At 67.7% G+C, this 20,751-nt stretch carries 24 protein-coding genes; 12 read left to right on the top strand and 12 right to left on the bottom strand.

Annotation, left to right across the window (positions count from 1 at the left end):
* Positions 1 to 36: 36 nt before the first annotated feature.
* The 3 genes from AC1DSC_RS14495 (at position 37) to AC1DSC_RS14485 (ending at position 1,764) form a co-directional block, all read left to right on the top strand.
* Positions 37 to 456 carry an SEL1-like repeat protein gene (locus tag AC1DSC_RS14495; RefSeq protein WP_015866755.1) on the top strand — a complete coding sequence of 140 codons (420 nt, stop codon included), beginning with the start codon at positions 37 to 39 and terminating at the stop codon, positions 454 to 456.
* Positions 457 to 580: 124 nt separating this feature from the next.
* Entirely contained in the window at positions 581 to 913 is a 333-nt protein-coding gene (locus AC1DSC_RS14490) for a DUF1161 domain-containing protein (protein ID WP_015866754.1), read from the top strand.
* A gap of 14 nt (positions 914 to 927) precedes the next feature.
* Positions 928 to 1,764: an alpha/beta hydrolase gene (locus AC1DSC_RS14485; RefSeq protein ID WP_369663351.1), complete on the top strand. Its 837-nt coding sequence runs from the start codon at positions 928 to 930 to the stop codon at positions 1,762 to 1,764.
* Between the two features lie 18 nt (positions 1,765 to 1,782).
* Here AC1DSC_RS14485 and metC read toward each other — a convergent pair whose 3' ends face one another.
* The 4 genes from metC to AC1DSC_RS14465 all read right to left on the bottom strand — a co-directional run bounded on the left by metC (position 1,783) and on the right by AC1DSC_RS14465 (position 6,357).
* Entirely contained in the window at positions 1,783 to 2,985 is a 1,203-nt protein-coding gene (gene metC / locus AC1DSC_RS14480) for a cystathionine beta-lyase (protein ID WP_369663350.1), read from the bottom strand.
* A 35-nt stretch (positions 2,986 to 3,020) separates the two neighbouring features.
* Positions 3,021 to 4,031, bottom strand: coding sequence for a Bug family tripartite tricarboxylate transporter substrate binding protein (locus AC1DSC_RS14475; protein ID WP_369663349.1), 1,011 nt, complete (start codon positions 4,029 to 4,031; stop codon positions 3,021 to 3,023).
* A 59-nt stretch (positions 4,032 to 4,090) separates the two neighbouring features.
* The gene (locus AC1DSC_RS14470) at positions 4,091 to 5,677 is read right to left on the bottom strand and encodes a rhodanese-like domain-containing protein (RefSeq protein ID WP_369663348.1); all 1,587 of its coding nucleotides are present in this window, start codon (positions 5,675 to 5,677) and stop codon (positions 4,091 to 4,093) included.
* Between the two features lie 89 nt (positions 5,678 to 5,766).
* The gene (locus AC1DSC_RS14465; protein WP_369663347.1) at positions 5,767 to 6,357 is read right to left on the bottom strand and encodes a mercaptosuccinate dioxygenase; all 591 of its coding nucleotides are present in this window, start codon (positions 6,355 to 6,357) and stop codon (positions 5,767 to 5,769) included.
* Positions 6,358 to 6,465: 108 nt separating this feature from the next.
* Here AC1DSC_RS14465 and AC1DSC_RS14460 point away from each other — a divergent pair, with 108 nt between their 5' ends.
* Positions 6,466 to 7,338 carry a LysR substrate-binding domain-containing protein gene (locus tag AC1DSC_RS14460; protein ID WP_369663346.1) on the top strand — a complete coding sequence of 291 codons (873 nt, stop codon included), beginning with the start codon at positions 6,466 to 6,468 and terminating at the stop codon, positions 7,336 to 7,338.
* Positions 7,339 to 7,342: 4 nt separating this feature from the next.
* Here AC1DSC_RS14460 and AC1DSC_RS14455 read toward each other — a convergent pair whose 3' ends face one another.
* Genes AC1DSC_RS14455 through AC1DSC_RS14445 form a run of 3 tightly spaced genes read right to left on the bottom strand, consistent with a single transcriptional unit; the run spans position 7,343 to position 9,779 of the window.
* Positions 7,343 to 8,173, bottom strand: a complete 831-nt coding sequence (locus AC1DSC_RS14455; RefSeq protein WP_369663345.1) for an urease accessory protein UreD — start codon at positions 8,171 to 8,173, stop codon at positions 7,343 to 7,345.
* Between the two features lie 38 nt (positions 8,174 to 8,211).
* Positions 8,212 to 8,742, bottom strand: a complete 531-nt coding sequence (locus tag AC1DSC_RS14450) for a nucleoside deaminase (RefSeq protein ID WP_369663344.1) — start codon at positions 8,740 to 8,742, stop codon at positions 8,212 to 8,214.
* A complete protein-coding gene (locus AC1DSC_RS14445; RefSeq protein WP_062365825.1) occupies positions 8,739 to 9,779 on the bottom strand; it encodes an ABC transporter substrate-binding protein in 1,041 nt (346 codons plus the stop codon). Before AC1DSC_RS14445 ends, AC1DSC_RS14450 begins: the two co-directional genes overlap by 4 nt.
* Before the next feature lie 296 nt (positions 9,780 to 10,075).
* Here AC1DSC_RS14445 and AC1DSC_RS14440 point away from each other — a divergent pair, with 296 nt between their 5' ends.
* Complete coding sequence (locus AC1DSC_RS14440) at positions 10,076 to 11,158, top strand: aromatic ring-hydroxylating dioxygenase subunit alpha (RefSeq protein WP_369663343.1); 1,083 nt, start codon at positions 10,076 to 10,078, stop codon at positions 11,156 to 11,158.
* A gap of 298 nt (positions 11,159 to 11,456) precedes the next feature.
* On the opposite strand, the gene AC1DSC_RS14435 is transcribed toward AC1DSC_RS14440, so the two are convergent.
* A complete protein-coding gene (locus AC1DSC_RS14435; protein WP_369663342.1) occupies positions 11,457 to 12,758 on the bottom strand; it encodes a D-amino acid dehydrogenase in 1,302 nt (433 codons plus the stop codon).
* 129 nt (positions 12,759 to 12,887) lie between these two features.
* Here AC1DSC_RS14435 and AC1DSC_RS14430 point away from each other — a divergent pair, with 129 nt between their 5' ends.
* Together AC1DSC_RS14430 and AC1DSC_RS14425 are read left to right on the top strand one after the other, a co-directional pair.
* Positions 12,888 to 13,355 carry a winged helix-turn-helix transcriptional regulator gene (locus AC1DSC_RS14430; RefSeq protein WP_015866742.1) on the top strand — a complete coding sequence of 156 codons (468 nt, stop codon included), beginning with the start codon at positions 12,888 to 12,890 and terminating at the stop codon, positions 13,353 to 13,355.
* A 55-nt stretch (positions 13,356 to 13,410) separates the two neighbouring features.
* A complete protein-coding gene (locus AC1DSC_RS14425; RefSeq protein ID WP_369663341.1) occupies positions 13,411 to 13,809 on the top strand; it encodes an OsmC family protein in 399 nt (132 codons plus the stop codon).
* A 13-nt stretch (positions 13,810 to 13,822) separates the two neighbouring features.
* Here AC1DSC_RS14425 and AC1DSC_RS14420 read toward each other — a convergent pair whose 3' ends face one another.
* The gene (locus AC1DSC_RS14420; protein WP_369663340.1) at positions 13,823 to 14,155 is read right to left on the bottom strand and encodes a winged helix-turn-helix transcriptional regulator; all 333 of its coding nucleotides are present in this window, start codon (positions 14,153 to 14,155) and stop codon (positions 13,823 to 13,825) included.
* A gap of 127 nt (positions 14,156 to 14,282) precedes the next feature.
* Between AC1DSC_RS14420 and AC1DSC_RS14415 the strand changes: the two genes are divergently transcribed.
* A complete protein-coding gene (locus tag AC1DSC_RS14415; RefSeq protein ID WP_369663339.1) occupies positions 14,283 to 15,155 on the top strand; it encodes an NAD(P)-dependent oxidoreductase in 873 nt (290 codons plus the stop codon).
* Between the two features lie 71 nt (positions 15,156 to 15,226).
* Positions 15,227 to 16,123: a lipid A hydroxylase LpxO gene (lpxO, locus tag AC1DSC_RS14410; RefSeq protein ID WP_369663338.1), complete on the top strand. Its 897-nt coding sequence runs from the start codon at positions 15,227 to 15,229 to the stop codon at positions 16,121 to 16,123.
* Between the two features lie 13 nt (positions 16,124 to 16,136).
* Here lpxO and AC1DSC_RS14405 read toward each other — a convergent pair whose 3' ends face one another.
* Positions 16,137 to 17,021 (bottom strand): LysR family transcriptional regulator, encoded by an 885-nt coding sequence (locus AC1DSC_RS14405; protein WP_369663337.1) that lies wholly within the window; start codon positions 17,019 to 17,021, stop codon positions 16,137 to 16,139.
* Between the two features lie 175 nt (positions 17,022 to 17,196).
* Here AC1DSC_RS14405 and AC1DSC_RS14400 point away from each other — a divergent pair, with 175 nt between their 5' ends.
* From AC1DSC_RS14400 to AC1DSC_RS14390, 3 genes are read left to right on the top strand one after another with little or no spacing between them, the layout of a single operon-like run.
* A complete protein-coding gene (locus AC1DSC_RS14400; RefSeq protein ID WP_369663336.1) occupies positions 17,197 to 18,138 on the top strand; it encodes a Bug family tripartite tricarboxylate transporter substrate binding protein in 942 nt (313 codons plus the stop codon).
* A complete protein-coding gene (locus AC1DSC_RS14395; protein ID WP_369663335.1) occupies positions 18,135 to 19,211 on the top strand; it encodes a threonine aldolase family protein in 1,077 nt (358 codons plus the stop codon). The genes AC1DSC_RS14400 and AC1DSC_RS14395 overlap by 4 nt, the downstream gene beginning before the upstream one ends.
* Positions 19,212 to 19,259: 48 nt before the next feature.
* Complete coding sequence (locus tag AC1DSC_RS14390) at positions 19,260 to 19,484, top strand: oxidoreductase-like domain-containing protein (RefSeq protein ID WP_369663334.1); 225 nt, start codon at positions 19,260 to 19,262, stop codon at positions 19,482 to 19,484.
* 6 nt (positions 19,485 to 19,490) lie between these two features.
* Here the strand turns inward: AC1DSC_RS14390 and AC1DSC_RS14385 are convergent, their stop codons facing one another.
* Positions 19,491 to 19,967 (bottom strand): nucleoside deaminase, encoded by a 477-nt coding sequence (locus tag AC1DSC_RS14385; RefSeq protein ID WP_369663333.1) that lies wholly within the window; start codon positions 19,965 to 19,967, stop codon positions 19,491 to 19,493.
* Between the two features lie 10 nt (positions 19,968 to 19,977).
* Entirely contained in the window at positions 19,978 to 20,748 is a 771-nt protein-coding gene (locus AC1DSC_RS14380; RefSeq protein WP_015866737.1) for an ABC transporter permease, read from the bottom strand.
* Between the last annotated feature and the right edge of the window lie 3 nt (positions 20,749 to 20,751).

Here is a 20,751-nt window from a genome sequence, read left to right as displayed (position 1 = left end):
GATGGCCTCCACGCAAACGAGTGGTGGAGAACATCGATGGCCTCCGAATTGAATCAAATCGCAAGCTGGTCGCTGCGCTGGCGCATCGGCCTTTCGGGCGCCCTGTGCCTTGCGGCGGCGCTCTCTGCGGCGCAGCCGCCCGATGCGGGCGTCGTGCTGCACGCCGAGCAGCGTTTCCAGCTGGCACTGGAAGCGCAGGCCGCCCGCGACTACCGCGCGATGCTCGAACAGCTTCGGCAAGCGGCGGCCGAGGACCACGCCGAGGCGCAGGAGATGCTGGGCATGGTGCTGCTGGCGGGGCCGACGCTGTACGGCGCCGCCATCAGGGCCGACCGCTGCGAGGCCCGCGAGTGGATGCTGCGCGCCGCCTCGCAGGGCAGCGAGACGGCCAGGGTGCAGCTTGCCTTCCTCAACAGGCTGCGCCAGTCTCCGGCCGGCAGGAACGCCTGCGGCTGAGCCTGCGAGTGCGCGGTACGGGCAGTGACGCCTGGTTACCGCATCGTGCGCGAGGATGCGTCGCCGGAAAATGAAGGGCTAGACTCTTTGTTTGCCAAACCCTCCGCTGCGAGGCCGACTCATCATGAAACCCTGGTTGATTCCCATGGCGCTTGCCCTGGCGGGCACCGCCCACGGCGCCGAAAACTGCGAAGCCCTGCGCACCCAGATCGAAGCGAAGATTGCCGCGGCCGGCGTGACGCGCTTCGCCGTCATCACCGTCGATGCCAACGCAGAGGCGCCCGGGCAGGTGGTGGGCAGCTGCGATCTCGGCAGCAAGAAGATCGTCTACCAGCGCGAAGACGCTCCCGCCGCAGGCGCGGCCCCGGCGCGTCCGAGCGCAGGCCCGGCCGGCGAAGAGATATTGACGGAGTGCAAGGACGGCACGGTGTCCGTCGGCGGCGACTGCAAGAAGTAAGCAGGAGCCAAGCCTTGTCATCTTCCAAAGCCTTTCGCATTGCACTCTCGGCCTCGGCCGCCGCCATTGGCGGCATGGCGGCGTACTGGACCCTTCTTGCCACGCGGCAGGGGCACATCCTCTTCAACGCCAGGAAGCTTCCGGTCGTCCACCTGTCCGACGACTTTTCCACCTACTCCCACACCGTGCCGGGCGGCATGGTGCGCGGCTACGTCTACCACCCGCAGGGCGAAGAAGCGCTGCAGGACCTGTTCATCTATTTTGCCGGCCGGGGCGAGGACGTCCGCGCCACCGCGCAGGCGCTGCACTGGCTGCCGGAGGGCTTCGGATTTGCGGCGGTCAACTACCGCGGCGTGGCCGACTCCGAAGGGCATCCCTCCGAGATTGCCTCGGTGGCCGATGCGATCCAGTTTGCCAACCACCTGCGCAAGGCCTTTCCGCAGGCGCGCCTGCACGTGGTCGGCCGCAGCCTGGGCACAGGCGTGGCCATCCAGCTGGTGGCGCAGCAGGACTTCTCGAGCCTGCAACTGGTCACGCCCTACGACTCGATGCTCGAAGTGGCGAAGAAGCGCTTTCCGCTGGTTCCGCTCGCGCTCTTGCTGCGGCACCGCTTCGACTCGCTCACGCACTGCAAGGAAGTGGCCGCCAAGACCCAGGTGCTGCTGGCCGAGCGCGACGACGTGGTGCTGCCCGAGCGCTCGCAGAAGCTGATCGCGGCCTGGCCCACGCCCATCAGCGTGCAGACCGTGCCTGCCTCGGACCACCACAGCATCATGGGGCTCGAGGCGACCTGGCTCCATCTGGTCGACTTTGCGTTGACGGCCATCCTTCCCGAGCCGATCGCGGCCTGAGCTGCTGCGCAGGCGCCTTCAGACGGCACCGAGCGCCGCGAAGCCGCATTCAAGATCGCGCAGCAGGTCCGAGGGCGCCTCCAGCCCCACGTGCAGCCGCACGACAGCGCCGCGCGTGCTCCAGTCGGTCACGCTGCGCGCCGCGCGCATGTCGGCCCAAGCCACCAAGCTTTCATAGCCGCCCCAGGACGAGCCCCGGCCGAACAGCGACAGCGCATCGACGAAGCGCTCGACCGAGGCGTTGCCGATACCCGGCTGCAGCTCGAACGAGACCAGCCCGTTGGTGCCGCGGCAGTCGCGCTTCCAGAGCGCGTGGCCCGCGTGCTGCGGCAGCGCGGGGCAGAACACCGCCGCCACTTCGGGCCGCGCCTGCAGCCAGTGCGCCACCTCCATCGCATGCCGCTCGTGCATCTGCAGCCGCGCGGACAGCGTGCGCATGCCGCGCAGCACCAGCCAGGCATCGTCCGGGCTCACCGTCATGCCGAAGGCGTCGCAGCGCTCGTTGAGCGGCTGCCAGGCTTCGCGCGTGGTGGCCACGGTGCCCATCATCACGTCGGAGTGGCCCGAGAGGTACTTGGTGGCGGCCATCAGCGAGATGTCGGCGCCCAGTGCAAGCGGCCGGTATTGAACGCCCGAGCCCCAGGTGTTGTCCGCGGCAACGAGCGCGCCGCGCGCATGGGCCAGCTCGGCCAGCTTCGGCAGGTCGCACATCTCGTAGACCAGCGAACCGGGGCATTCGGCATACACGAGCTTCGTGTTGGGCTCGAACAGTTCCTCGATGCCGCTGCCGTCCGCGGCAAAGAAGCTGCAGCGGATGCCGTAGGGATCGAGGAAGGAATGCACGAGCTTGCGCGCCGGCTCGTACACGCTGTCCGACATCAGCACATGGTCGCCGGGCTTCAGGTACGACAGCAGCACCATGCCGATGGCGGCCAGGCCGGTGGGAAAGAGGCGCGTGCGGTGGGCGCCTTCGAGTTCGCTCACCGCGTCCTCGAGCGCGAAGGTGGTGGGCGTGCCGCGTGCGCCGTAGCTGAAGGCGCGCTCTTCGCCGCGCCGCGCGCGCGTCTCGCGCATGGCGGCCACGCTGTCGAACAGCACGGTGCTCGCGCGCACCAGCGGCGTGTTGACCGGCGAGCCGCCGAAGTAGGCCGGGGCCTTGCCGGCATGGGCGAGCCGGGTGTCGAGGGAGTGGCCAGCGGTGTCTTGGGGCGAATCGGACATGGTGTGTTCCAGCGAGCGCGGGCCTCTATGGTGCGTCAATCCGCCTTGGCGCCGGAAAGCTTGACGATGCGCGACCAGCGGTCGATGTCCTGGCGCAGCTGCCCGGCAAAGGCTTCGGGCGTGTTGGCCACCACCTCGCTGCCGCCGTCGGTCACGAGCTTGGTCACTTCGGGCAGGCGCAGCGTGCGCACGATGGCTTCGTTCAGGTAGGCCACGCGTTCGGGTGGCGTGCCGGCCGGCGCAAAGAAGCCGTACCAGTCCTCGAAGCGGGCATTGGCATAGCCCAGCTCCTCGAGCGTCGGTGCCTTGGCGAACACGCCGATGCGGCGCGGGCTCGTGACGGCCAGCACGCGCAGCTTGCCGTTCTGCACCATGCCCGCGACCGAGGAGGTCGAGGTCACGAGCACGTCGACCTGTCCGCCAAGCAGGTCGGTGAGCGCAGGGCCGGCGCCCTTGTAGGGCACATGCGTCATGTCCACGCCGCTGTCCTTCTGCAGCACCACGCCGACCAGGTGCGAGAGCGTGCCGTTGCCCGGCGTGGCATAGGTGACCTTGCCGGGGCTGGCCTTGGCGCGCGCGGCCAGGTCGGCGAAGGTCTTGTAGGGCGAATTGGCTTCCACCACCAGCGCGAGCGGCGCCGCGTTGATCTGCGTGATCGGCACGAAGTTCTTGATCGGATCGAAGCCGGGCGCGGCGTAGAGCGATGGGTTCACCGCCATGATCGACACCTGCGAGGTCAGCACCGTGTAGCCGTCGGGCTTGGCCTCGGCCACCGACTTGGCGCCGATGTTGCCGCCCGCGCCGCCGCGGTTGTCCACCACCGCGGCCTGTCCCATGATCTCCGGCAGCCGCGTGGTGACCAGCCGCGCCGTGGCGTCGTTGCCGCCGCCCGGGGGAAAGGGCGAGACGAACTTCACCGGCTGCGACGGAAAGCCGTTGCGCGCCGGCAGCGGCTGGGCCGAGGCCGGCTGCAGCGCCATGGCCGCGAGCCATGCGGCAGCGATTGAAAGACGGGCAAGGCTCGGAATGCGAAAGGCAGACGACATGACGAAACTCCTGGAATAGGAACTGACAACGGCGAACGGAGAAAGCGAAACCGGGTGAGCTAGGCGTGCCGCGCGGCGGAAGCGGTGGGCAGCCTGAAGGCCGAGCGCTCCTGCGCATCGAGCTGCGCGACCAGGCCGGTCTCCCAGGCGAGGTAGCGGCGCGCCGCTTCCTTGTTGCCGTCGTGGCGGTCGTGCACGAAGAACAGGTAGTCGATGCAGTCCGCGTCCGCGGGCAGGGCGGGCGTGGCCTGCACCGGCAGGCCGGCATCGCGCCATGCGGCCATGCCGCCTTCGAGCAGCAGCGGCGCGGGCGAGAGGCCGGCCAGCTCGGACGCCGCGGCCCATGCCGCGAGCGCAGCGTCGTCGGCCGCCAGCACGAGCTGGCGCGTTTCGCTCTTCACGTCCTGGGCGAGGCGCGGGCGTATCGACCAGCGCGCCTGCGGGATGTGGCCGGCGCGGAACTGCATGCTCGGGCGCAGGTCGACCAGCGCCACCTCGCCCTGCGCAAGGCGGGCGGACAGCGCCTCTGCATCGATCGTCGCCAGCGCGGGTGCAGCGGGCGCTGCGGCGGGCGCGAGCGACAGCCCGCTCGCGAGTCCGCCTTCGAGCACGCTCGCCTCGTGGCCCATCTGCCGCAGCCAGTGCGCGATGGTGGGCGCGCGCACGCCGTCGTCGTCGAACAGCACGAGCCGTGCGCCGCGCACGCCGACGTACTGGTCGCCGGCCTGCATCAACTGCCCGCCGGGCGTGTGCTGCGCGCCGGGCAGCGTGCGGGTCGCGAATTCCTCGGGCGTGCGCACGTCGCAGAGAAACAGGCTGCGGTTGGCATCGCCGGCCCATTGCTGCACCGTTTGCGCCGTGACCGTGGGCACGCCGAAGCGCTCGGCCAGTGCCTTGGCGGCCGGCCGCAGGTCGGTGTTGCCGCTGTCCGGCGCATAGCGCCGCGTGCCGCCGTGCTCCAGCGCGTGGTCGTTCAGGTACCAGCCCTGCGTGCCGTTCTCCAGCGCATAGACCGGGTTGGGCAGGCCCAGGTTGATGAGCGTCTGCGCGCCGATGATGCTGCGCGTGCGGCCCGCGCAATTGATGACGATGGGCGTGGTGGTGTCGGGCACCAGCCGGCGCACGCGATACGCGAGTTCGCCATTGGGGCAGCAGGTGGCCGTGGGGATGTTCATCTTGTGGAACTCGCTCACCGGCCGGCCGTCGAGCACCACCACCTTGTCCTTGCGCGCCAGCATCTCGGCCAATTGGTCGGCGCTCACGCGCGGCGTGTGATAGGCCTCTTCGGCCAGTTCGCCGAAGGTCTTCGACGGCAGGTTGACGCCCGCGAAGAGCGCATGGCCTGCGGCCTTCCAGGCGCGGGTGCCGCCCTGCAGAACGTGCACGTCGGTGTAGTCCAGCGCGGCGAGGCGGCGGGCGGCGCGCTCGGCCACGTCGGAATCGCCACCGTCATACGCGACCACGCGCACGCTGCGGCGCGGCATGAGGCGCGGCGCATCGAGTTCGAGCCGGCTGAAGGGCAGCGGAATGCCGTAGAAGAGGTGCGCCTCGCCGTACTGGCCGTGCTCGCGCACGTCGAGCAGCGCGATCTCGCCGTCGTCGTGCAGCCAGGATTTGAGGGTCTTCGGATCGATGAAAGAGGTCATGGAAAGCAAGCCGTTGGAACGAACGCGGTCCTGCGAGGCCGCGCCCGGCGCGGCCCGCATGAAAGAAACGAGGTTGAAAGAAGAGGGGGCTAGCGGCGCGTCTGCACGCCGATGCCCATCGTCTGGCAGGTGCCGGCTTCCAGGTCGTACGCGGTGCGCTGGTTCAGCGTCTCGAGCGCGCGGCCATACATGTGCAGGTGCCGAATGACCTGGTCGCCCTGGATCTCGACCGAGTGGATGTCCTCGGGCATCAGCGCAATGCCCTTGCCGGGCGCGACCACCACCAGCGCGGTTTGCTCGAGCTTGCCGACGCCCGGCGCCGAGCCGTCGTCGCGCCGCTCGTACACGCGGTTGTGCTCGGTGCCTTCCACCGCGGCAATGCAGGCCCAGGTGGTGTGGTTGTGCGGCACGATCTTCTTGCCCGGGCGCATCACGTTGAGATAAAGCGCATAGCTCTGGTCCGGGTCCTCGGCAATCAGGTAGCGGGCTTGGTGCTCGCCGGCCTCGGGCGCCGGAAAGTCGGCGGGGCCCCAGTAGTCGGTGCGCGCGGCCAGCCCTTGCAGCGCGTCGAGCACCGCATCGAGCTTTTCGCGGGTTGGTTCAGCGCCGCCAATGGCTTTCTTCATCCGGTCGATGGACGCGGCGACCGCCTCGCGGCGTGGGTCGGACAGGGTGCTCATGCAGGGTTCTCCAGTGGGGATGCGTGTCTTGGTGTGCATTCACTGTAGTGACCGGAGCGTGACCCGACAATCCAGCCGGCGCAAGTAATACATCAATAAAATTAATGTATGTCCACGCTCGATCTTGAATTGCTGCGCTCCTTCGCGGCCGTCGTCAGCCACCACAGCTTTGCGGCGGCGGCCGTGCACCTGGGTCGCACGCAGTCGGCCATCACGCAGCAGATGCAGCGGCTCGAAGAGCAGGTGGGCCACGCGCTGTTCGCCAAGCAGGGCCGGCAGAAGCGCCTCACCGAACATGGCGAGCGGCTCCTGACCTACGCGCACCACCTGCTCGCGCTCAACGACGAGGCGCTGCGCAGCCTGCGCCAGGGCGAGCTCGAAGGCAACCTGCGCATCGGTGCGCCGCACGACGTGGCCGAGACCATGCTGCCGCTGCTGCTCACCGAGGTGGCGCGCACCTCGCCGCTGCTGCAACTGGACATCCACATCGGCCGCAGCCCCTATCTCATGACCTCGCTCAAGAGTGGCGAGGTCGACATGATCATCTCGAACCGCGCCGACCCGCAGTTCGACGGCGTGGTGCTGCGCAATTCGCCGACCGTGTGGCTCTGCGCCGCCAGCTACGTGCACGACCCATCCAAGCCGGTGCCGCTGATCATGGCCGACGGCCCCAGCATCTTCCGCCGCATCGGCCACGAGGCGCTCGACGCCGCAGGCGTGGCCTGGACGCCGCGCTACACCTCGTCGAGCCTGATCGGCATCAAGGCCGCCTTGCGCGCGGGCCTCGGCGTCACGGCGCGCGGCGTGGAGCAGCTCGACGCCGGCCTGCGCGTGCTGGGCGCCGGCGACGGCATGCCGCGCCTGCCCGACCTGGCGTACTACCTGTACGTGCGCAGCCACGTGGTGAATCCGGTCACGCGGCAGGTGTTCGAGACCTTGAAGAAGCACCTGCGGCTGCCGCGCACCGACATGCCGGCTTGAAACGCTAGGTCGCCCAGATGCGCGGCGAACTCGCCGGCAACTGCCACAGCTCGGCGCGCCACGCCTGCCACACCTGCCGCAGCAGCTGCATCGCGGGCTCGACCACCGGCGCCAGCACGCGCAGTACGACGATCTCCGCATGCGGGCTGGTCGCGCCGGCGCTTTCCTGCAGGCCGTGCGCATCGATGGCGGTGCGTGCGAGCGCAAGCAGCGTCTCGCGCCGTGCCCGCGCGGCCGGCGTGCCCGACACGAAGAACAGCGACGCGATGCAGCGATGCCCGCCGAAGCCCAGCGGGCTCTGCAGCAGCCGATGGTCGGCCGCGTCGATGCGCCCGCGCTCCAGCCACACGCCCGGCACTTCGATGTGCTGCAGGTAGGTGCCGCGCTCGAAGGGCTGGTTGGCATTCGGCAGGCCGAGGGCCGTCACGTCCCAGCCGATCATCTCGGCGCCGGGCTCGGCCTCGATGGTGAGCCGGTTCTCCGCGCGGCAGCCGCTGTAGCAGATGGCCTCCAGCGGCAGCCACTCGAGCCGCGCGCCCTTGGCAAGCCGGATGCGCGTGCGCTGCAGCGCGAGCTCGCCTTCGGAGCGGTAGAAGCGCGACGCGCCCGGCGTGGTGATCAGGCCATGGCTTGCGTCGGCCGCCTCGATGTCGATGTCCAGCGTGTCGCCGCCCACCAGCCCGCCCGGCGGATGCACCAGCACGTTGTGGCAGATCGCATCGCCCTCGGGGTAGAGGCTTTGCAGGATGCGCAGCGGCCCGTCGTGGCGAAAGCGCGCGACGCTGCGGGCGGCTTCCTGTCGGTAGTCGAGATGAAGATGGGCCTGCCAGGACATCCAACGAGTCTATTCGCCCGGCACCGCCCGCGCGGCGGCTAGCTGCCCCAGGCGCCGTCGTGCGCAGCGCTCGCTTCATCGAGCAGCGCGGGCCCGATGCATTCGATCGGATGCGGCGAGGCGCGGAACACGTCGCGGCACGACAGCTCGGCATCGCGCTGGTCCTGCCGCTCGCCGCGGAACACGCGCAGCCGCTCGGCATCGATGCCGAACACCACGCGGCCGATGTTCGACCAGAAGATCGCGCCCGCGCACATCACGCAGGGCTCGCCCGATGCATAGATGGTGGCGCCGGCAAGTTCCTCGCGCGTGAGGCCGCGCCCCGCGAGCGCACGCAGCGCGTTCATCTCCGCATGGGCCGTGCAGTCGCCGGTCTCGGTGTTGCTGTTGGCCGCTTCGGCCAGCACTTCGCCGGCCGCCGAGACGATGACCGATCCGAAGGGCCGGTTGCCGCGGCGGCGCGCCGCATGCGACCAGACGATGGCCTTGCGCAGGTAGCGTCCGTCTCGTTCGTCGAGCGTGGCTTCTTCGGGGAGGATGGAATGGAGATTGCTGTTGCTGAAGTTCATGCCTTGGTGGGAATCATGCGTTCGTTGCGCGATGGCAGCATCGACGTGTTGAAGATGGCGTCGGACGAGGGCTTGACCTTGAGGCCGAATACGTCGGCGACCTCGTCGACCTGCTGCTCGAGCGTGAGCTTGCGGATGTCGCCCAGGCCGTGGCCGCGCGTGTCGGCGGCACCTACATATTGCGCCGTGACACCCCAGCGTTCAAGCTCCATTTTCTCATCGAGGATCGGTTCGCGCTGGCGCATGGCCGCAATGCTGGGCGCCGGATTGGCAAAGGTCTCGACGATGGCGCGGTTGGTGGCGCGCAGGAAGGCCGCAACCACCCTGGGGTTCTGCGCGATCAGGTTGCTGCTCGCGAGGATGGCGTTGCCGTACAGGTTGACCCCCGCGTCCGCATATTTGAGCACCGACAGTTCCTCCGCCTTCATGCGCGCGAAGAGCGAAATGGCAGAGTCGTGAAAGTAGGTCGCGGCATCGACGTCGCCGCGCACCATCACGTTGTCGCGCGCGCTGAAGTCGGTGGTCTGCCACTGGAAGGCGTCGCTGCGCATGCCCTGCTTGCGCGCCACCATCGGCCATGCGCGGCGGGTCGATTCGACGGCCGCCGCGGCCACCTTCTTGCCCGCGAGGCTTTTGAAGTCGGCCGTGACGCCGCGGTCCTTGCGGCCGATGATCACGAAGGGTGCGCGGTTGTAGTACTGGTACACCGCCTGCACCATCGGGGTGCCGGGGTTCTGCGCATTGAACTCGACCAGCGAGCTGATGTCGCCCAGCCCCATCTGGTAGACGCCGCTCGCGATGCGCGTGATCGACGCGACCGAGCCGGCGCCGGTGTCGATGGCCACGTCCAGGCCTTCGTCCCGGTAGTAGCCCTTGCTGTGTGCGAGGAAGAAGGGCGCGGTCTGGCCGTTGATGCGGAAGTCGAGCGTGAACTTGAGCGGGGTCGGCTTGCCGCCGCCCTGGGCGAAGACGGCGGGAGCGGCAAGGGTGCTGGCGGCGGCACTGGCCGCAAGAAAAAAGAATCGACGACGTTGCATGGTGGGCCTCGGAATCCTCGGGTCTTGAATCCCTCCGCGCAGGGCGGAAGGCACTTCAAGAGCAATTTCCGGGCGGGCGCACAAGGGTGGTGCGTGCGCTGCTGAACGCTTCTACTCTTGCGGGAGTCGATGCACGAGCCATGCCAGGGCTTGAATGCGTGGCGGACCCAAGCCACAATGCAGGCGCGCAATTTGCATGGCAGGTGGCGCAGAGTAGAAGCGTTCAGCCCTTGCGGCAGGAAATTGCTCTTTCAGGTTCGTTCGTACCCACGCGCAACAACAGAAGGAGTCCACGCATGCTCGTCACCCAACAACCCGTCTTCCGCAAGTTCTGGCATGCCGTCATGCCGCTCACCGAACTGGCCAACGGCCCGAAGCCCTTCAGGCTGCTTGGCGAAGACATTGTTCTTTTCATCGATGCGGACGGCCAGCCCGCCGCGCTGCGCGACCGCTGCTGCCATCGCACCGCGAAGCTGTCGAAAGGCTGGTGCGTCGATGCCGAAGGCCGGGCCTGCGGGCAGGGCGCCATCCAGTGCGGCTACCACGGCTGGACCTACGACCGCAGCGGCCAGGTGATCCGCATTCCGCAGTACGAGGCCGAGCGCAAGATCTCGCCGGAGTACCGCACCACTGCCTACCGCTGCGCCGCGCGCTACGGCTACGCCTGGGTGGCGCTGGAAGAACCCATCGCCGACATTCCCGCGATTCCGGAATTCGACGACCCGGGCTACCGCACGATCTTCCAGTTCTACGAAGAGTGGCAGACCAGCCCGATGCGCGCGCTCGAGAACTCGTTCGACAACTCGCACTTCAGCTTCGTGCACCGCGCCACCTTCGGCGTGGCCGCGAGCCCGAAGCCGAGCAAGTACGAACTGGTGGAGAACGACAACGGCTTCTACGCGGAGACCATCATCGAAGCGGCCAACCCGGTGAAGTTCCACGCGATCAGCGGCGTGACCGATGCGATCACCACGCGCCACATGCGCAACGCCTACTTCCTGCCGTTCTCGCGCCGGCTCGACATCGAATACCCGAGCGGCGTGCGCCACATCATCATCAACTGCTTCACGCCCATCGACGACGGCCGCATGCAGCTGTGCCAATGGCTGTTCCGCAACGACACCGAGGCCGACTGCACGGCACAGATGCTGATCGACTTCGACGAGGCGGTCACGCGCGAGGACAAGGACATCCTCGAATCGACCGACCCTGATGCGCTGGTCGACACGCGGCGGCGCGGCGTCGAATATTCGATGGAGTCCGATCGGCCGGGGATGCTGATTCGCAAGCACCTGATGCAGTTGCTTGCGAAGCATGGCGAGGCGGAGGTCTACCGCGGGATGAGCAGCGGGACGATTCCGATTGCCAAGGCTGCCTGAGCGGGGTTTTTGTTGTTGTCGTTCAGGGCGCGCTCCCGTCGACGGGGAACCTTGCTCCGCGAATGTCCCCCGGGCTTCGCCCTCCTCCTTAATTTCGCTGCGCAAGGCACCCCATCGGCGGGAGCGTGATCAGAGCACTGGTTGATCAGCGGTACACCACGAGCGTGCCCAGGTGCACAGGGCATCGGGTGCTCCCCGCAGCGAAATAAAGGAGGAGGCGAAGCCGGGGGACATTCGCGGAGGGGAGTACCCGGTGGCCTGTGCACGCGCCCCGAATAGACCCCCCGAAACGTAGGCGTCAGGCCGGCGCAGTCGTGGGATTCGAACGCCCAGTGCGCGGCGCACCTTGCGCATAGCGGTCCATCGCCAGGCCATCGGTGCGGATCTCCGGACGCTGGCCCGTCACGAGGTCGGAGATGAGCTTGCCCGAGCCGCAGGCCATGGTCCAGCCGAGCGTGCCGTGGCCGGTGTTGAGGAACAGGTTCGCGTAGCGCGTGGCGCCGACGATGGGCGTGCTGTCGGGTGTCATCGGGCGCAGGCCGGTCCAGAAGGTGGCGCGCGGCAGGTCGCCGCCGGGGAACAGGTCGCTCACCACCTTCTCAAGCGTGGCGCGGCGGTGCGGGTTCAGGCGCAGGTCGAAGCCCCCGAGCTCGGCCATGCCGCCCACGCGGATGCGGTTGTCGAAGCGCGTCACGGCCACCTTGTAGGTCTCGTCGAGCACGGTCGATTGCGGTGCCAGCGATTCATCGACCAGCGGCACCGTGAGCGAGTAGCCCTTGACGGGGTACACCGGAATGTCCAGCCCCAGCGATGCGATGGCGGCGCGCGAATAGCTGCCGAAGGCCATCACGTAGCGGTCGGCCGTGAGGATCTTGCCGGCGCCGGTGCGCACGCCCGTGATGCGGTCGCCCGCCATCTCCAGGCCTTCGACCGACTGGCCGAAGCGAAAGTCCACGCCCAGGCTGCGTGCGATGTCGGCCAGCCCGCGCGTGAACAGGTGGCAGTCGCCGGTCTCGTCGTTCGGCAGGCGCAGGCCGCCCGCGAGCCGGTCGCGCGCACCGGCCAGTGCGGGTTCCACGCGTGCGAGCGCATCGCGGTCGAGCAGTTCGTAGGGCACGCCGCATTCCTCGAGCACCGCGATGTCGCGCTGCACCGCATCGAGCTGCGCCTGCGTGCGGAACAGCTGCAGCGTGCCGCCGGTGCGGTGCTCGTAGCTGAGGCCGGTTTCCGCGCGCAGCTGCTGCAGGCAGCCGCGGCTGTATTCGGCCACGCGCATCATGCGTTCCTTGTTGACCGCGTAGCGTTCGGGCGAGCAGTTGCGCAGCATGGCGGCCATCCAGCGCAGCTGGAACAGCGTGCCGTCGGGGCGGATCGACAGCGGCGCGTGCTTCTGGAACATCCACTTGATCGCCTTCAGCGGAATGCCGGGCGCGGCCCATGGCGTCGAGTAGCCCGGCGACACCTGCCCGGCGTTGCCGAAGCTGGTTTCCTCCGCGGGGCCGGCCTGCCGGTCGAGCAGTGTCACGTCGGCGCCGGAGCGCGCCAGGTAGTAGGCCGTGGTGGTGCCGATCACGCCGCCGCCGAGAACGATGACTTTCATGGGTATTTACGCGAATGAAGGTGAATGCATGGAATCTAAAGCGCACAATCCAGTGGATTTCATTGTTTTTCTAAGATTCACAGTGGAATTCGCTGCAGATAGCGAGCCAATTGCCAGCCCCGGAGTGAAATGCCCGAACTCGACCGTATCGACCGCAAGATCCTCGACCTGCTGCAGCGCCAGGGCCGCATTTCCATGACCGAACTCGCCGAGCGCATCGGCCTGTCGGCATCGCCCTGCGCCGAGCGCGTGAAGCGCATGGAACGCGAGGGCGTCATCAGCGGCTACCACGCGCATGTGTCGCCCGAGGCGCTGGGCAAGACGCTGCTGGTGTTCGTGGAAATCAAGCTCTCGGCCAAGTCGGGCGAGGTGTTCGACAAGGTGCGCAAGGAGCTGCTGCACATGCCCGAGGTGCTCGAGTGCCACCTGGTCTCGGGCAGCTTCGACTATCTGGTGAAGGCGCGCCTGAGCGGCATGAGCGAATACCGGCACCTGCTGGGCGACATCCTCAAGAAGCTGCCCGTGGCGGCCGAGTCGCACAGCTACGTGGTGATGGAGGAGATCAAGGAAACGCTGATGCTCGCGGTCGACCGCTGAAGCGGGTGGCGGGCTACCATCGCGCCCGGCATCCACACCCCACAAGGACATCGGCATGAGCATCACGGTCCGGCGCGACGGCATCACGGGTACGCGTCACATCCTCAAGATCCGCAACCACGAGATTCCCATCGATGCCTCGCCGGCCGGCGGCGGCAGCGATGCGGGGCCGCAGCCGCACGACCTGTACGACGCATCGCTGGCCGCCTGCAAGGCGCTCACCGTGCTGATCTACGCGCGCCGCAAGGGCATGCCGGTGGAAGACATCGAAGTGATCATCGACCGCGACGACAGCGAGGAGCGCAAGGGCGTCTACCGGCTCAAGTCGAGCCTGCGCGTGACCGGCGAGCTGACCGCGGCGCAGCGGGACGAACTGCTGCGCGTGGCCGGCAAGTGCCCGGTGCACCGGCTCATGACCGAGGTGAAGACCGAGATCGAGACCGGCTGGGCCTGAAGAGGCCTCTCATTCAGCGCGCGGCCTTCGCGCGCTTCGCATAGCGGTCGCCCCAATCGGCCAGCGGCCCCAGCGCCGCATTGAGCGACGCGCCGAGTTTCGTCTCGGAATATTCCACCCGCGGCGGCACTTCGTGGAACACCTCGCGGTGCACGAGGCCGTCCGCCTCCAGCTCGCGCAATTGCTGGATCAGCATCTTCTCGCTGATGTCGGGCAAGAGCCGCCGCAGCTCGCCGAAGCGGCGGGCCTGCACATGCAGCTCCCACAGGATCACCGCCTTCCATTTGCCGCCAATGACTTCGAACGCGGGGCCGATGCCGCAGGAGTAGGGCTTTTTTGCTTTCACTCGCCGATCCTTCTCTGGCTTCATTACATACGTTTTGGTAAGTACCTCACTTTATTGTAGGTACTTGACCGTTGGAGAGTGCAATTCCTACGATGCAGGCCTCTTCACAACTCGCGAATGAACCGCCATGGACAACAAGCAAATCACCGTGCTGGGACTGGGATCGATGGGCCAGACCCTTGCGCGCCTCTACCTCGACAAGGGGTACGAGGTCACGGTCTGGAACCGCACGGCCGGCAAGGCCGATGCTTTGGCGGCCCGCGGCGCCGTGGCCGCGCGCAGCGCCGCCGAAGCGGTGCGTGCCAGCCCGGTGGCCCTGATGTGCGTCTACGACTACCGCGCGGCCGATGCCATTCTTGCGATGGAGGGCGTGGCGGCCGCGCTGGACGGCCGGCTGCTGGTGCAGCTGACCACCGGCAGCCCGCAGGACGCGCGCGAGGCCGAGGCCTGGGCGCACCGCCAGGGCGCCAGCTACCTCGAAGGCGCCATCCAGGCCGCGCCCGACCAGATGGGGCTGCCCGACACGCCGATCCTCGTGTCGGGCGCCGAGGCCGTCTTTCGCACGGCCGAGCCGCTCCTGCAGGTGCTCGGCGGCGGCATCGTCTACCTCGGCGGCAAGGCGAGCGCGGCCGCCGCCATGGACCTGGCCACGCTCTCCACCATCTACGGCACCCTGCTGGGCTTCCTGCATGGCGCGCGCGTGGCCGAGCACGAAGGCTTCGACGTGGCGGAATACGGCCGCATCGTGGCCGGCATCATGCCCACCTTCGCCGGCTTCCTGCAGCACGAAGGCGGCGTCATCCAGTCGGGCGACTTCGCCATTTCGCAAAGCCCGATGCGCATTTCGATCGAGGCGACCGAGCGCATCCTGCAGACGGCGCAGCAGGCGGGCATCAACACCGAATTCCCGGCGTTCGCGGCGGGTCTTTTCAGGCGCGCCGGCGCGGCCGGGCTGGGCGGGGAGGAAGTGGCCGCGCTGATCAAGCTGCTGCGGCCCTGAAAAGGCCGCCAAAAGCCGGATCAAGGGCGAAGAATTACACTATCTGCCCGCTTTACAGGACACTTTCGATAATGAAGTGGGTCATTCTTGCCATCTTCGCGCTCAGCGCGCTCTACGTTCATTTCCGCGGCCAGGTCCGGCATCGTTTCTTCAGGCAGCTGTCTGATCACTCGACCTTCCTCGCGCCGCTGAACGCCTTCATGTACATCTTCTCGAAGGTGCCGAGCACGCCGTACCTGTCGCCCGCGCAATTTCCCGAGATGCGCGTGCTCGAGGAAAACTGGCAGGTCATCCGCGAAGAGGCGCTCGCCATGCGCAACGGCGGCAGCATCAAGGCCTCGAGTCAGTTCAACGACGTGGGCTTCAACTCCTTCTTCAAGAGCGGCTGGAAGCGCTTCTACCTCAAGTGGTACGACGAGGCCCATCCCTCGGCCGCCATCCTGTGTCCCCGCACCACCGAGCTGCTCAAGGGCATCGGCACCATCAAGGCGGCCATGTTCGCCGAGCTGCCGCCGGGCAGCCGCCTGGTGCGCCACCGCGACCCCTTCGCCGGTTCGCTGCGCTACCACCTGGGCCTGTGGACGCCGGGCGTGGAGGGCTGCTACATCGACGTGGACGGCCAGCGCTACCACTGGCGCGACGGCGAGGCCGTGGTGTTCGACGAAACCTACATCCACTACGCCGAGAACACGACCGACCACGACCGCGTGATCCTGTTCTGCGACATCGAGCGCCCGCTGAAGTACCGCTGGGCCAGCGCCGTGAACCGCTGGTTCGCCAAGAACCTGCTCGCCGCCGCCAGTTCCCCCAACGACGCCGGCGACAAGACGGGCGGCATCAACCGCGCGTTCAAGTACATCTACCAGATCCGCGTGATCGGCAAGCGGCTCAAGGCCTGGGACAAGCGGGTGTACTACCTTGTGAAGTGGGCCATCTTCGGCGGCCTGGCGCTCTGGATCTTCTGGTAAGGCGCAAGCCACCTCATCGCTGTGGCCGCATGCCGAAGGCCGCTGTGAACGCTCCAGCCACGGCCTCGACATTGCGGTTGCCGGCGTCCGAGTTGCGCCAGACCAGGGAGAGCTTGCGGACCGGGGCGCGGCTTCCGAGGCTCACCTCTCGCACCGCATAGGCCTCGACCAGCGGCCGCCTGGGTTGGGGAACGACGGAAACCCCCAGGCCCTGGGCGACCATCGCGACGATCGCGTCCATCGAGCGCAGTTCCATGGCGCAGCGTGCATTGGGGATCTGGCTGCGCACGTAGCGCGCGGCCACGCGGCCTCCCGCAAGAGACAGGTCGTAGCCGATCCAGTCATGGGCCTCCAGCAGTTGCCTGGCCGTTTTGCCGGAGGTATTCGGCGGCGCCAGCAGCACGTAGGGCTGGCGGTGCAGCTCCCGCCAGACGAGTCGGCGCGAACCGCCGGATTCCGGCCGGACAAGCAAGGCAAGGTCGAGCCGCGCCGCCTTCAGCTCCGAGATGAGCTCGCCGCTGTCGTTCAGCGGCGGCACCACGACTTCCAGCGACGGATGCCGCTGGCGAAGCGCATGAAGTGCCTGCGGCAGCACGTCGCTCTGCATGCTGGTGATCACGCCCACCTTGATGCGGCCCGCCACTTCCACGACCGGACGGAAGCGCAGCATCTGGAGCCTATGGGAAAAATCGCCCACGGCGTCCACCACCTCGCGGGCAAAGGCCGTGGGCACCACCACGCGGGTCGAACGATCGAACAGCGGCTTGCCGAAATACTGCTCCAGTTGCTTGACCTGCAGGCTCACTGCGCTCGGACTGCAGCCCACGACGCCCGCGGCTGCAGTGAAGCTGCCCTGTTCGAGGATGGTTCTCAGCGTGACAAGCATCGCGAGATTCATGAGAAAACCTCACAGTTGATATTTGGACATATCGCTTTACTCATTGTATGAGGTGCCTAGGATCGAACGGCTTCTGCTCCGGCTTCGTCCCGATCCTTCAACTTGCACGACCGACACCCTCACCATGAACGACACCCGACACCACTCTTTCGCACGCGCCAGGCGGCTGGCATGCATGCTGGGGCTCGCGCTCGCCGCGTGGCAGGCGCACGCGGCCGATGCGTGGGTACCCGAGCGCACCATCCACCTGGTCTCGCCGAGCCCGCCGGGCGGCGGCACCGATGCCGTCTGCCGCCTGCTTGCGGCCAAGCTCGGTGAGCAGGCCGGATGGCAGGTCGTCGTCGATACGAAGCCGGGTGCGGGCAACAACATTGGCCTGGATTTCGGCGCGAAATCGCCGCCCGACGGCTACACCGCCGTGCTGGGCGAAACCAGCAACCTCACGGTCAACCAGTTTCTCTACAAGAAGCTCAGCTTCGATCCGGTCAAGGATCTCGCACCGGTGGCGCTGGTGGGCACTGGCGTGTCGGTGCTGGTCGTGCGGTCCGACAGTCCGTTCGACAACCTGGCCTCATTGCTGGCGCGCTCGAAGAAGAAGCCACTCGCCTACGCCTCGTCCGGCAACGGAACCGTCGGGCACCTGGTGTCCGAGAACCTGCGCGTCACGGCGGGGGCAGACCTGCTGCACGTTCCCTACAAGGGAGGCGGCCCGGCGATGGCGGACATGCTGGGAGGACAGGTCGACTTCTACGTCTCGTCCCTGGTTTCGGCGTTGCCGTTGATCAAGAGCGGCAAGCTGCGCGCGCTCGCGGTGACCTCGGGCGCCCGGGACGTGTTGCTGCCCGATGTTCCCACCTTCGTCGAAAGCGGCTTCAAGGGATTCGAGTACTACACCCTCTATGGCGTCGTGGTGCCTGCGAAGACGCCGGCGCACATCGTGCAGACCATGAACAAGGAAATCAATCGCGTGCTCGATTCGGCGGAGGTCCGGGCCAACCTGGCGGCGCGCGGCGTCTATGTGCGTACCGGCACGCCCGAAAGTTTCGACGCGTTCCTGAACGGCGAGAGAAAAAAGTGGGCAGCGCTCGTGAAGGCCACCGGAGCGACCGCCGAATGACGCAGGCCGCAGCAACGATGGCGGGCGGGGCGGGACAACCGCCGGTGGACCTTCGCAGCGACACGGTGACGCGGCCCACGCCGCAGATGTACGAGCGCATGGCCTCGGCACCGCTGGGCGACGACGGACTCGACGGCGACCCGACCGCGCAAGAGCTGGAGGCAACGGCCGCGGCCATGCTCGGAAAAGAGGCCGCGCTGTATGCGCCAAGCGCCACGATGGCCAACCTCCTGGCCATCCTCGCGCAGGCCCAGCGCCAGGAGCTCGTGCTTGCCGAAGCCGCATCGCACATCTACGTGGCCGAGCGGGGCGCCGCGGCGCTGACCGGGGCGTTCTACCAGGGCATTGCGGGCGTCGACGGCGCCATGGACCTGGACCTGCTCCAGGAGACCCTCGCGCCGGGCCGCAACAAGCTGCGAACCAGCGTCGTGTGCCTGGAGACTTCCCACAACAACGCCGGCGGCGCGGTGCCGCCGCTTGCGCACATGCAGGCCGTGTTCGAGGCGTCCAGGCAAGCGGGAGCTGCCGTCCACCTCGACGGTGCGCGGCTGATGAATGCGGCCGTGGCCCTGGACGTGCCGGCGGCGCGTATTGCAGCTTTCGCCGACACTGTTTCGCTCTGCCTTTCCAAGGGCCTGAGTGCGCCCATGGGTGCCGTGCTCGCGGGGCCTGCCGCCACCATCGAACGTGCCCGGTGGCTCAGGAAATTGCTCGGGGGCAGCCAGCGGCAGGTGGGCATCGTCGCGGCTGCAGGGCTGGTGGCCGTCACCACCATGGTGGAACGGCTCGCGCAGGACCACGCCAACGCAAGCCGGCTCGCCCGCGGGACAGGCCGGATTCCAGGCCTCGCAGTCAACGCGCCCCAGACCAATATCGTGCAGGTCGACGTGAAGGCCACGGGGCTCGATGCCGTTCAATGGGAGGCCGCGCTCAAGAGCCTGGGCGTCCTGGTCCGTCCGTGGAGCAGGCACCGGCTGCGCTGCGTCACCCATCGCCACATCGGCGAGCATGAGGTCGATCTTGCCCTGGAGGCTTTCGCCGCGGTTGCCGCATCGGCGCCGGCCAGGGCTTGATCCCGGCAGGCCTGCTGATGAAGCGCCGACAATCGGCCGGTGCCTGCCATGCTTCTTTCCGAACAAGACCTCGCTCCTCCGACCGATCTCGCCAGCGCCCAGGCGCTGATCGCGAACGTCCAGTCGCTCCTCCAGGCCCGAGGCATCGCCTTGCGCATGCCGCCGCCCGAGCCCACCACCTGCTGCGGACGCGGCTGCAACGGCTGCGTGTGGGAAGGCTGGCTGGCGGCCGTTGCCTACTGGCGCGACGAGGCCACGCTGCTGCTGGCCTAGCGCTACCTAACGCGCTTCCCAGAACCCGCGGTGCGTGGCGATCATTTCTTCCGCCACCTCGGCTACGGGGCCGATCACCTCGATCTTCTTCTGCCCGCGCGCGAACACTTCGCGGCAGGGCAGGCTCAGCGTGGGGTTCTCGGGGTGGTCGCCCGTGAGCGCGAGCAGGGCGCCTTCTTCCGCACCGTAGACGATGCGGCCGATGTGGGCCCAGTAGCTGGTGCCCGCGCACATGGCGCAGGGCTCGAAGGTCGTGACCAGCGTGCATTGCCACAAGTAGTCGGCCGACCAGTTCTGCGCCGCATGGCGCGCCAGCGTGGCTTCGGCGTGGTTGACCGTGTCGATGTTGCCTTGCTCGGCCAGGATGGTTTCGCCGTCGGGCGCGACGAGCACGGCGCCGAAGGGGTGGCGGCCCATGGCCATGGCGCGCCGGGCCACTTCGTCGGCCCGGCGCAGCGCGCGGATGATCTGGTCGCGTGTCATCCGTGGCGCCTCATTGGTTTTGGGAGCCGCGATGCGCCCAGCCGGTCGTGTGCTTCTCGATCACGCTGAAGAGCTCGTACATCAGCATGGCCATTGCGCCCACCACCATCAGGCCCGCGAAGGCCAGGCCCATCTGCATGGCCGAGCCGGCCGAAATGAGCAGGTAGCCAATGCCTTCGTTGGCCGCGGTCATTTCGCTCACCGTGGTGCCGACGAAGGCCAGCGTGATCGCCACCTTGAGCGAGCCGAAGAAGTAGGGCATGGAGCGCGGCAGGCCGATCTTCATGAGCACGTCCCAGCGCTTGGCGCCGAGCACGCGCAGCACGTCCTCGAGCTCGGGCTCCAGCGTGGCAAGGCCGGTCGCGATGTTGACCATGATCGGGAAGAAGCTGATCAGGAAGGCCGTGAGGATCGCCGGCCCGACGCCGATGCCGAACCACACCACGAGGATCGGCACGAAGGCCGCCTTGGGCAGCGCGTTGAAGGCCGTCATGAGCGGATAGATCGCCGCATACGCGATGCGCGAACTGCCGATCACGAAGCCCAGCAGCACGCCCACCACGATGGCCAGGCCGAAGCCGGCCATCGTGACCCAGAAGGTGCGCCACGCGTGGCCCGCGATGATTTCCTTGAACTCCCAGAACTGGGTCCAGATGCGCAGCGGGCTCGGAAAGATGAAGTCCGACACGCCGAAGCCCGCGCAGATCACCTGCCACAGCAGGATCACGGCCACGAGCAGCAGCCAGGGCGACCAGCGTTCGATTTGCTTGGTGTTCTTCATGGC

The sequence above is a fragment of the Variovorax sp. 01N425 genome (assembly GCF_056399465.1).
The sequence above is the reverse complement of the archived record's forward strand: the minus strand, read 5'-3'. Positions and strand labels throughout refer to the sequence as shown.

What these genes read in the sequence shown, in the direction of transcription:
- AC1DSC_RS14495 (WP_015866755.1), top strand. Translation starts at nt 37, where the DNA reads ATGGCCTCCGAATTGAATCAAATCGCAAGCTGGTCGCTGCGCTGGCGC.
- AC1DSC_RS14490 (WP_015866754.1), top strand. Translation starts at nt 581, where the DNA reads ATGAAACCCTGGTTGATTCCCATGGCGCTTGCCCTGGCGGGCACCGCC.
- metC (WP_369663350.1), bottom strand. Translation starts at nt 2,985, where the DNA reads ATGTCCGATTCGCCCCAAGACACCGCTGGCCACTCCCTCGACACCCGG.
- AC1DSC_RS14475 (WP_369663349.1), bottom strand. Translation starts at nt 4,031, where the DNA reads ATGTCGTCTGCCTTTCGCATTCCGAGCCTTGCCCGTCTTTCAATCGCT.
- AC1DSC_RS14470 (WP_369663348.1), bottom strand. Translation starts at nt 5,677, where the DNA reads ATGACCTCTTTCATCGATCCGAAGACCCTCAAATCCTGGCTGCACGAC.
- AC1DSC_RS14465 (WP_369663347.1), bottom strand. Translation starts at nt 6,357, where the DNA reads ATGAGCACCCTGTCCGACCCACGCCGCGAGGCGGTCGCCGCGTCCATC.
- AC1DSC_RS14460 (WP_369663346.1), top strand. Translation starts at nt 6,466, where the DNA reads ATGTCCACGCTCGATCTTGAATTGCTGCGCTCCTTCGCGGCCGTCGTC.
- AC1DSC_RS14455 (WP_369663345.1), bottom strand. Translation starts at nt 8,173, where the DNA reads ATGTCCTGGCAGGCCCATCTTCATCTCGACTACCGACAGGAAGCCGCC.
- AC1DSC_RS14450 (WP_369663344.1), bottom strand. Translation starts at nt 8,742, where the DNA reads ATGAACTTCAGCAACAGCAATCTCCATTCCATCCTCCCCGAAGAAGCC.
- AC1DSC_RS14445 (WP_062365825.1), bottom strand. Translation starts at nt 9,779, where the DNA reads ATGCAACGTCGTCGATTCTTTTTTCTTGCGGCCAGTGCCGCCGCCAGC.
- AC1DSC_RS14440 (WP_369663343.1), top strand. Translation starts at nt 10,076, where the DNA reads ATGCTCGTCACCCAACAACCCGTCTTCCGCAAGTTCTGGCATGCCGTC.
- AC1DSC_RS14435 (WP_369663342.1), bottom strand. Translation starts at nt 12,758, where the DNA reads ATGAAAGTCATCGTTCTCGGCGGCGGCGTGATCGGCACCACCACGGCC.
- AC1DSC_RS14430 (WP_015866742.1), top strand. Translation starts at nt 12,888, where the DNA reads ATGCCCGAACTCGACCGTATCGACCGCAAGATCCTCGACCTGCTGCAG.
- AC1DSC_RS14425 (WP_369663341.1), top strand. Translation starts at nt 13,411, where the DNA reads ATGAGCATCACGGTCCGGCGCGACGGCATCACGGGTACGCGTCACATC.
- AC1DSC_RS14415 (WP_369663339.1), top strand. Translation starts at nt 14,283, where the DNA reads ATGGACAACAAGCAAATCACCGTGCTGGGACTGGGATCGATGGGCCAG.
- lpxO (WP_369663338.1), top strand. Translation starts at nt 15,227, where the DNA reads ATGAAGTGGGTCATTCTTGCCATCTTCGCGCTCAGCGCGCTCTACGTT.
- AC1DSC_RS14405 (WP_369663337.1), bottom strand. Translation starts at nt 17,021, where the DNA reads ATGAATCTCGCGATGCTTGTCACGCTGAGAACCATCCTCGAACAGGGC.
- AC1DSC_RS14400 (WP_369663336.1), top strand. Translation starts at nt 17,197, where the DNA reads ATGCTGGGGCTCGCGCTCGCCGCGTGGCAGGCGCACGCGGCCGATGCG.
- AC1DSC_RS14395 (WP_369663335.1), top strand. Translation starts at nt 18,135, where the DNA reads ATGACGCAGGCCGCAGCAACGATGGCGGGCGGGGCGGGACAACCGCCG.
- AC1DSC_RS14390 (WP_369663334.1), top strand. Translation starts at nt 19,260, where the DNA reads ATGCTTCTTTCCGAACAAGACCTCGCTCCTCCGACCGATCTCGCCAGC.
- AC1DSC_RS14385 (WP_369663333.1), bottom strand. Translation starts at nt 19,967, where the DNA reads ATGACACGCGACCAGATCATCCGCGCGCTGCGCCGGGCCGACGAAGTG.
- AC1DSC_RS14380 (WP_015866737.1), bottom strand. Translation starts at nt 20,748, where the DNA reads ATGAAGAACACCAAGCAAATCGAACGCTGGTCGCCCTGGCTGCTGCTC.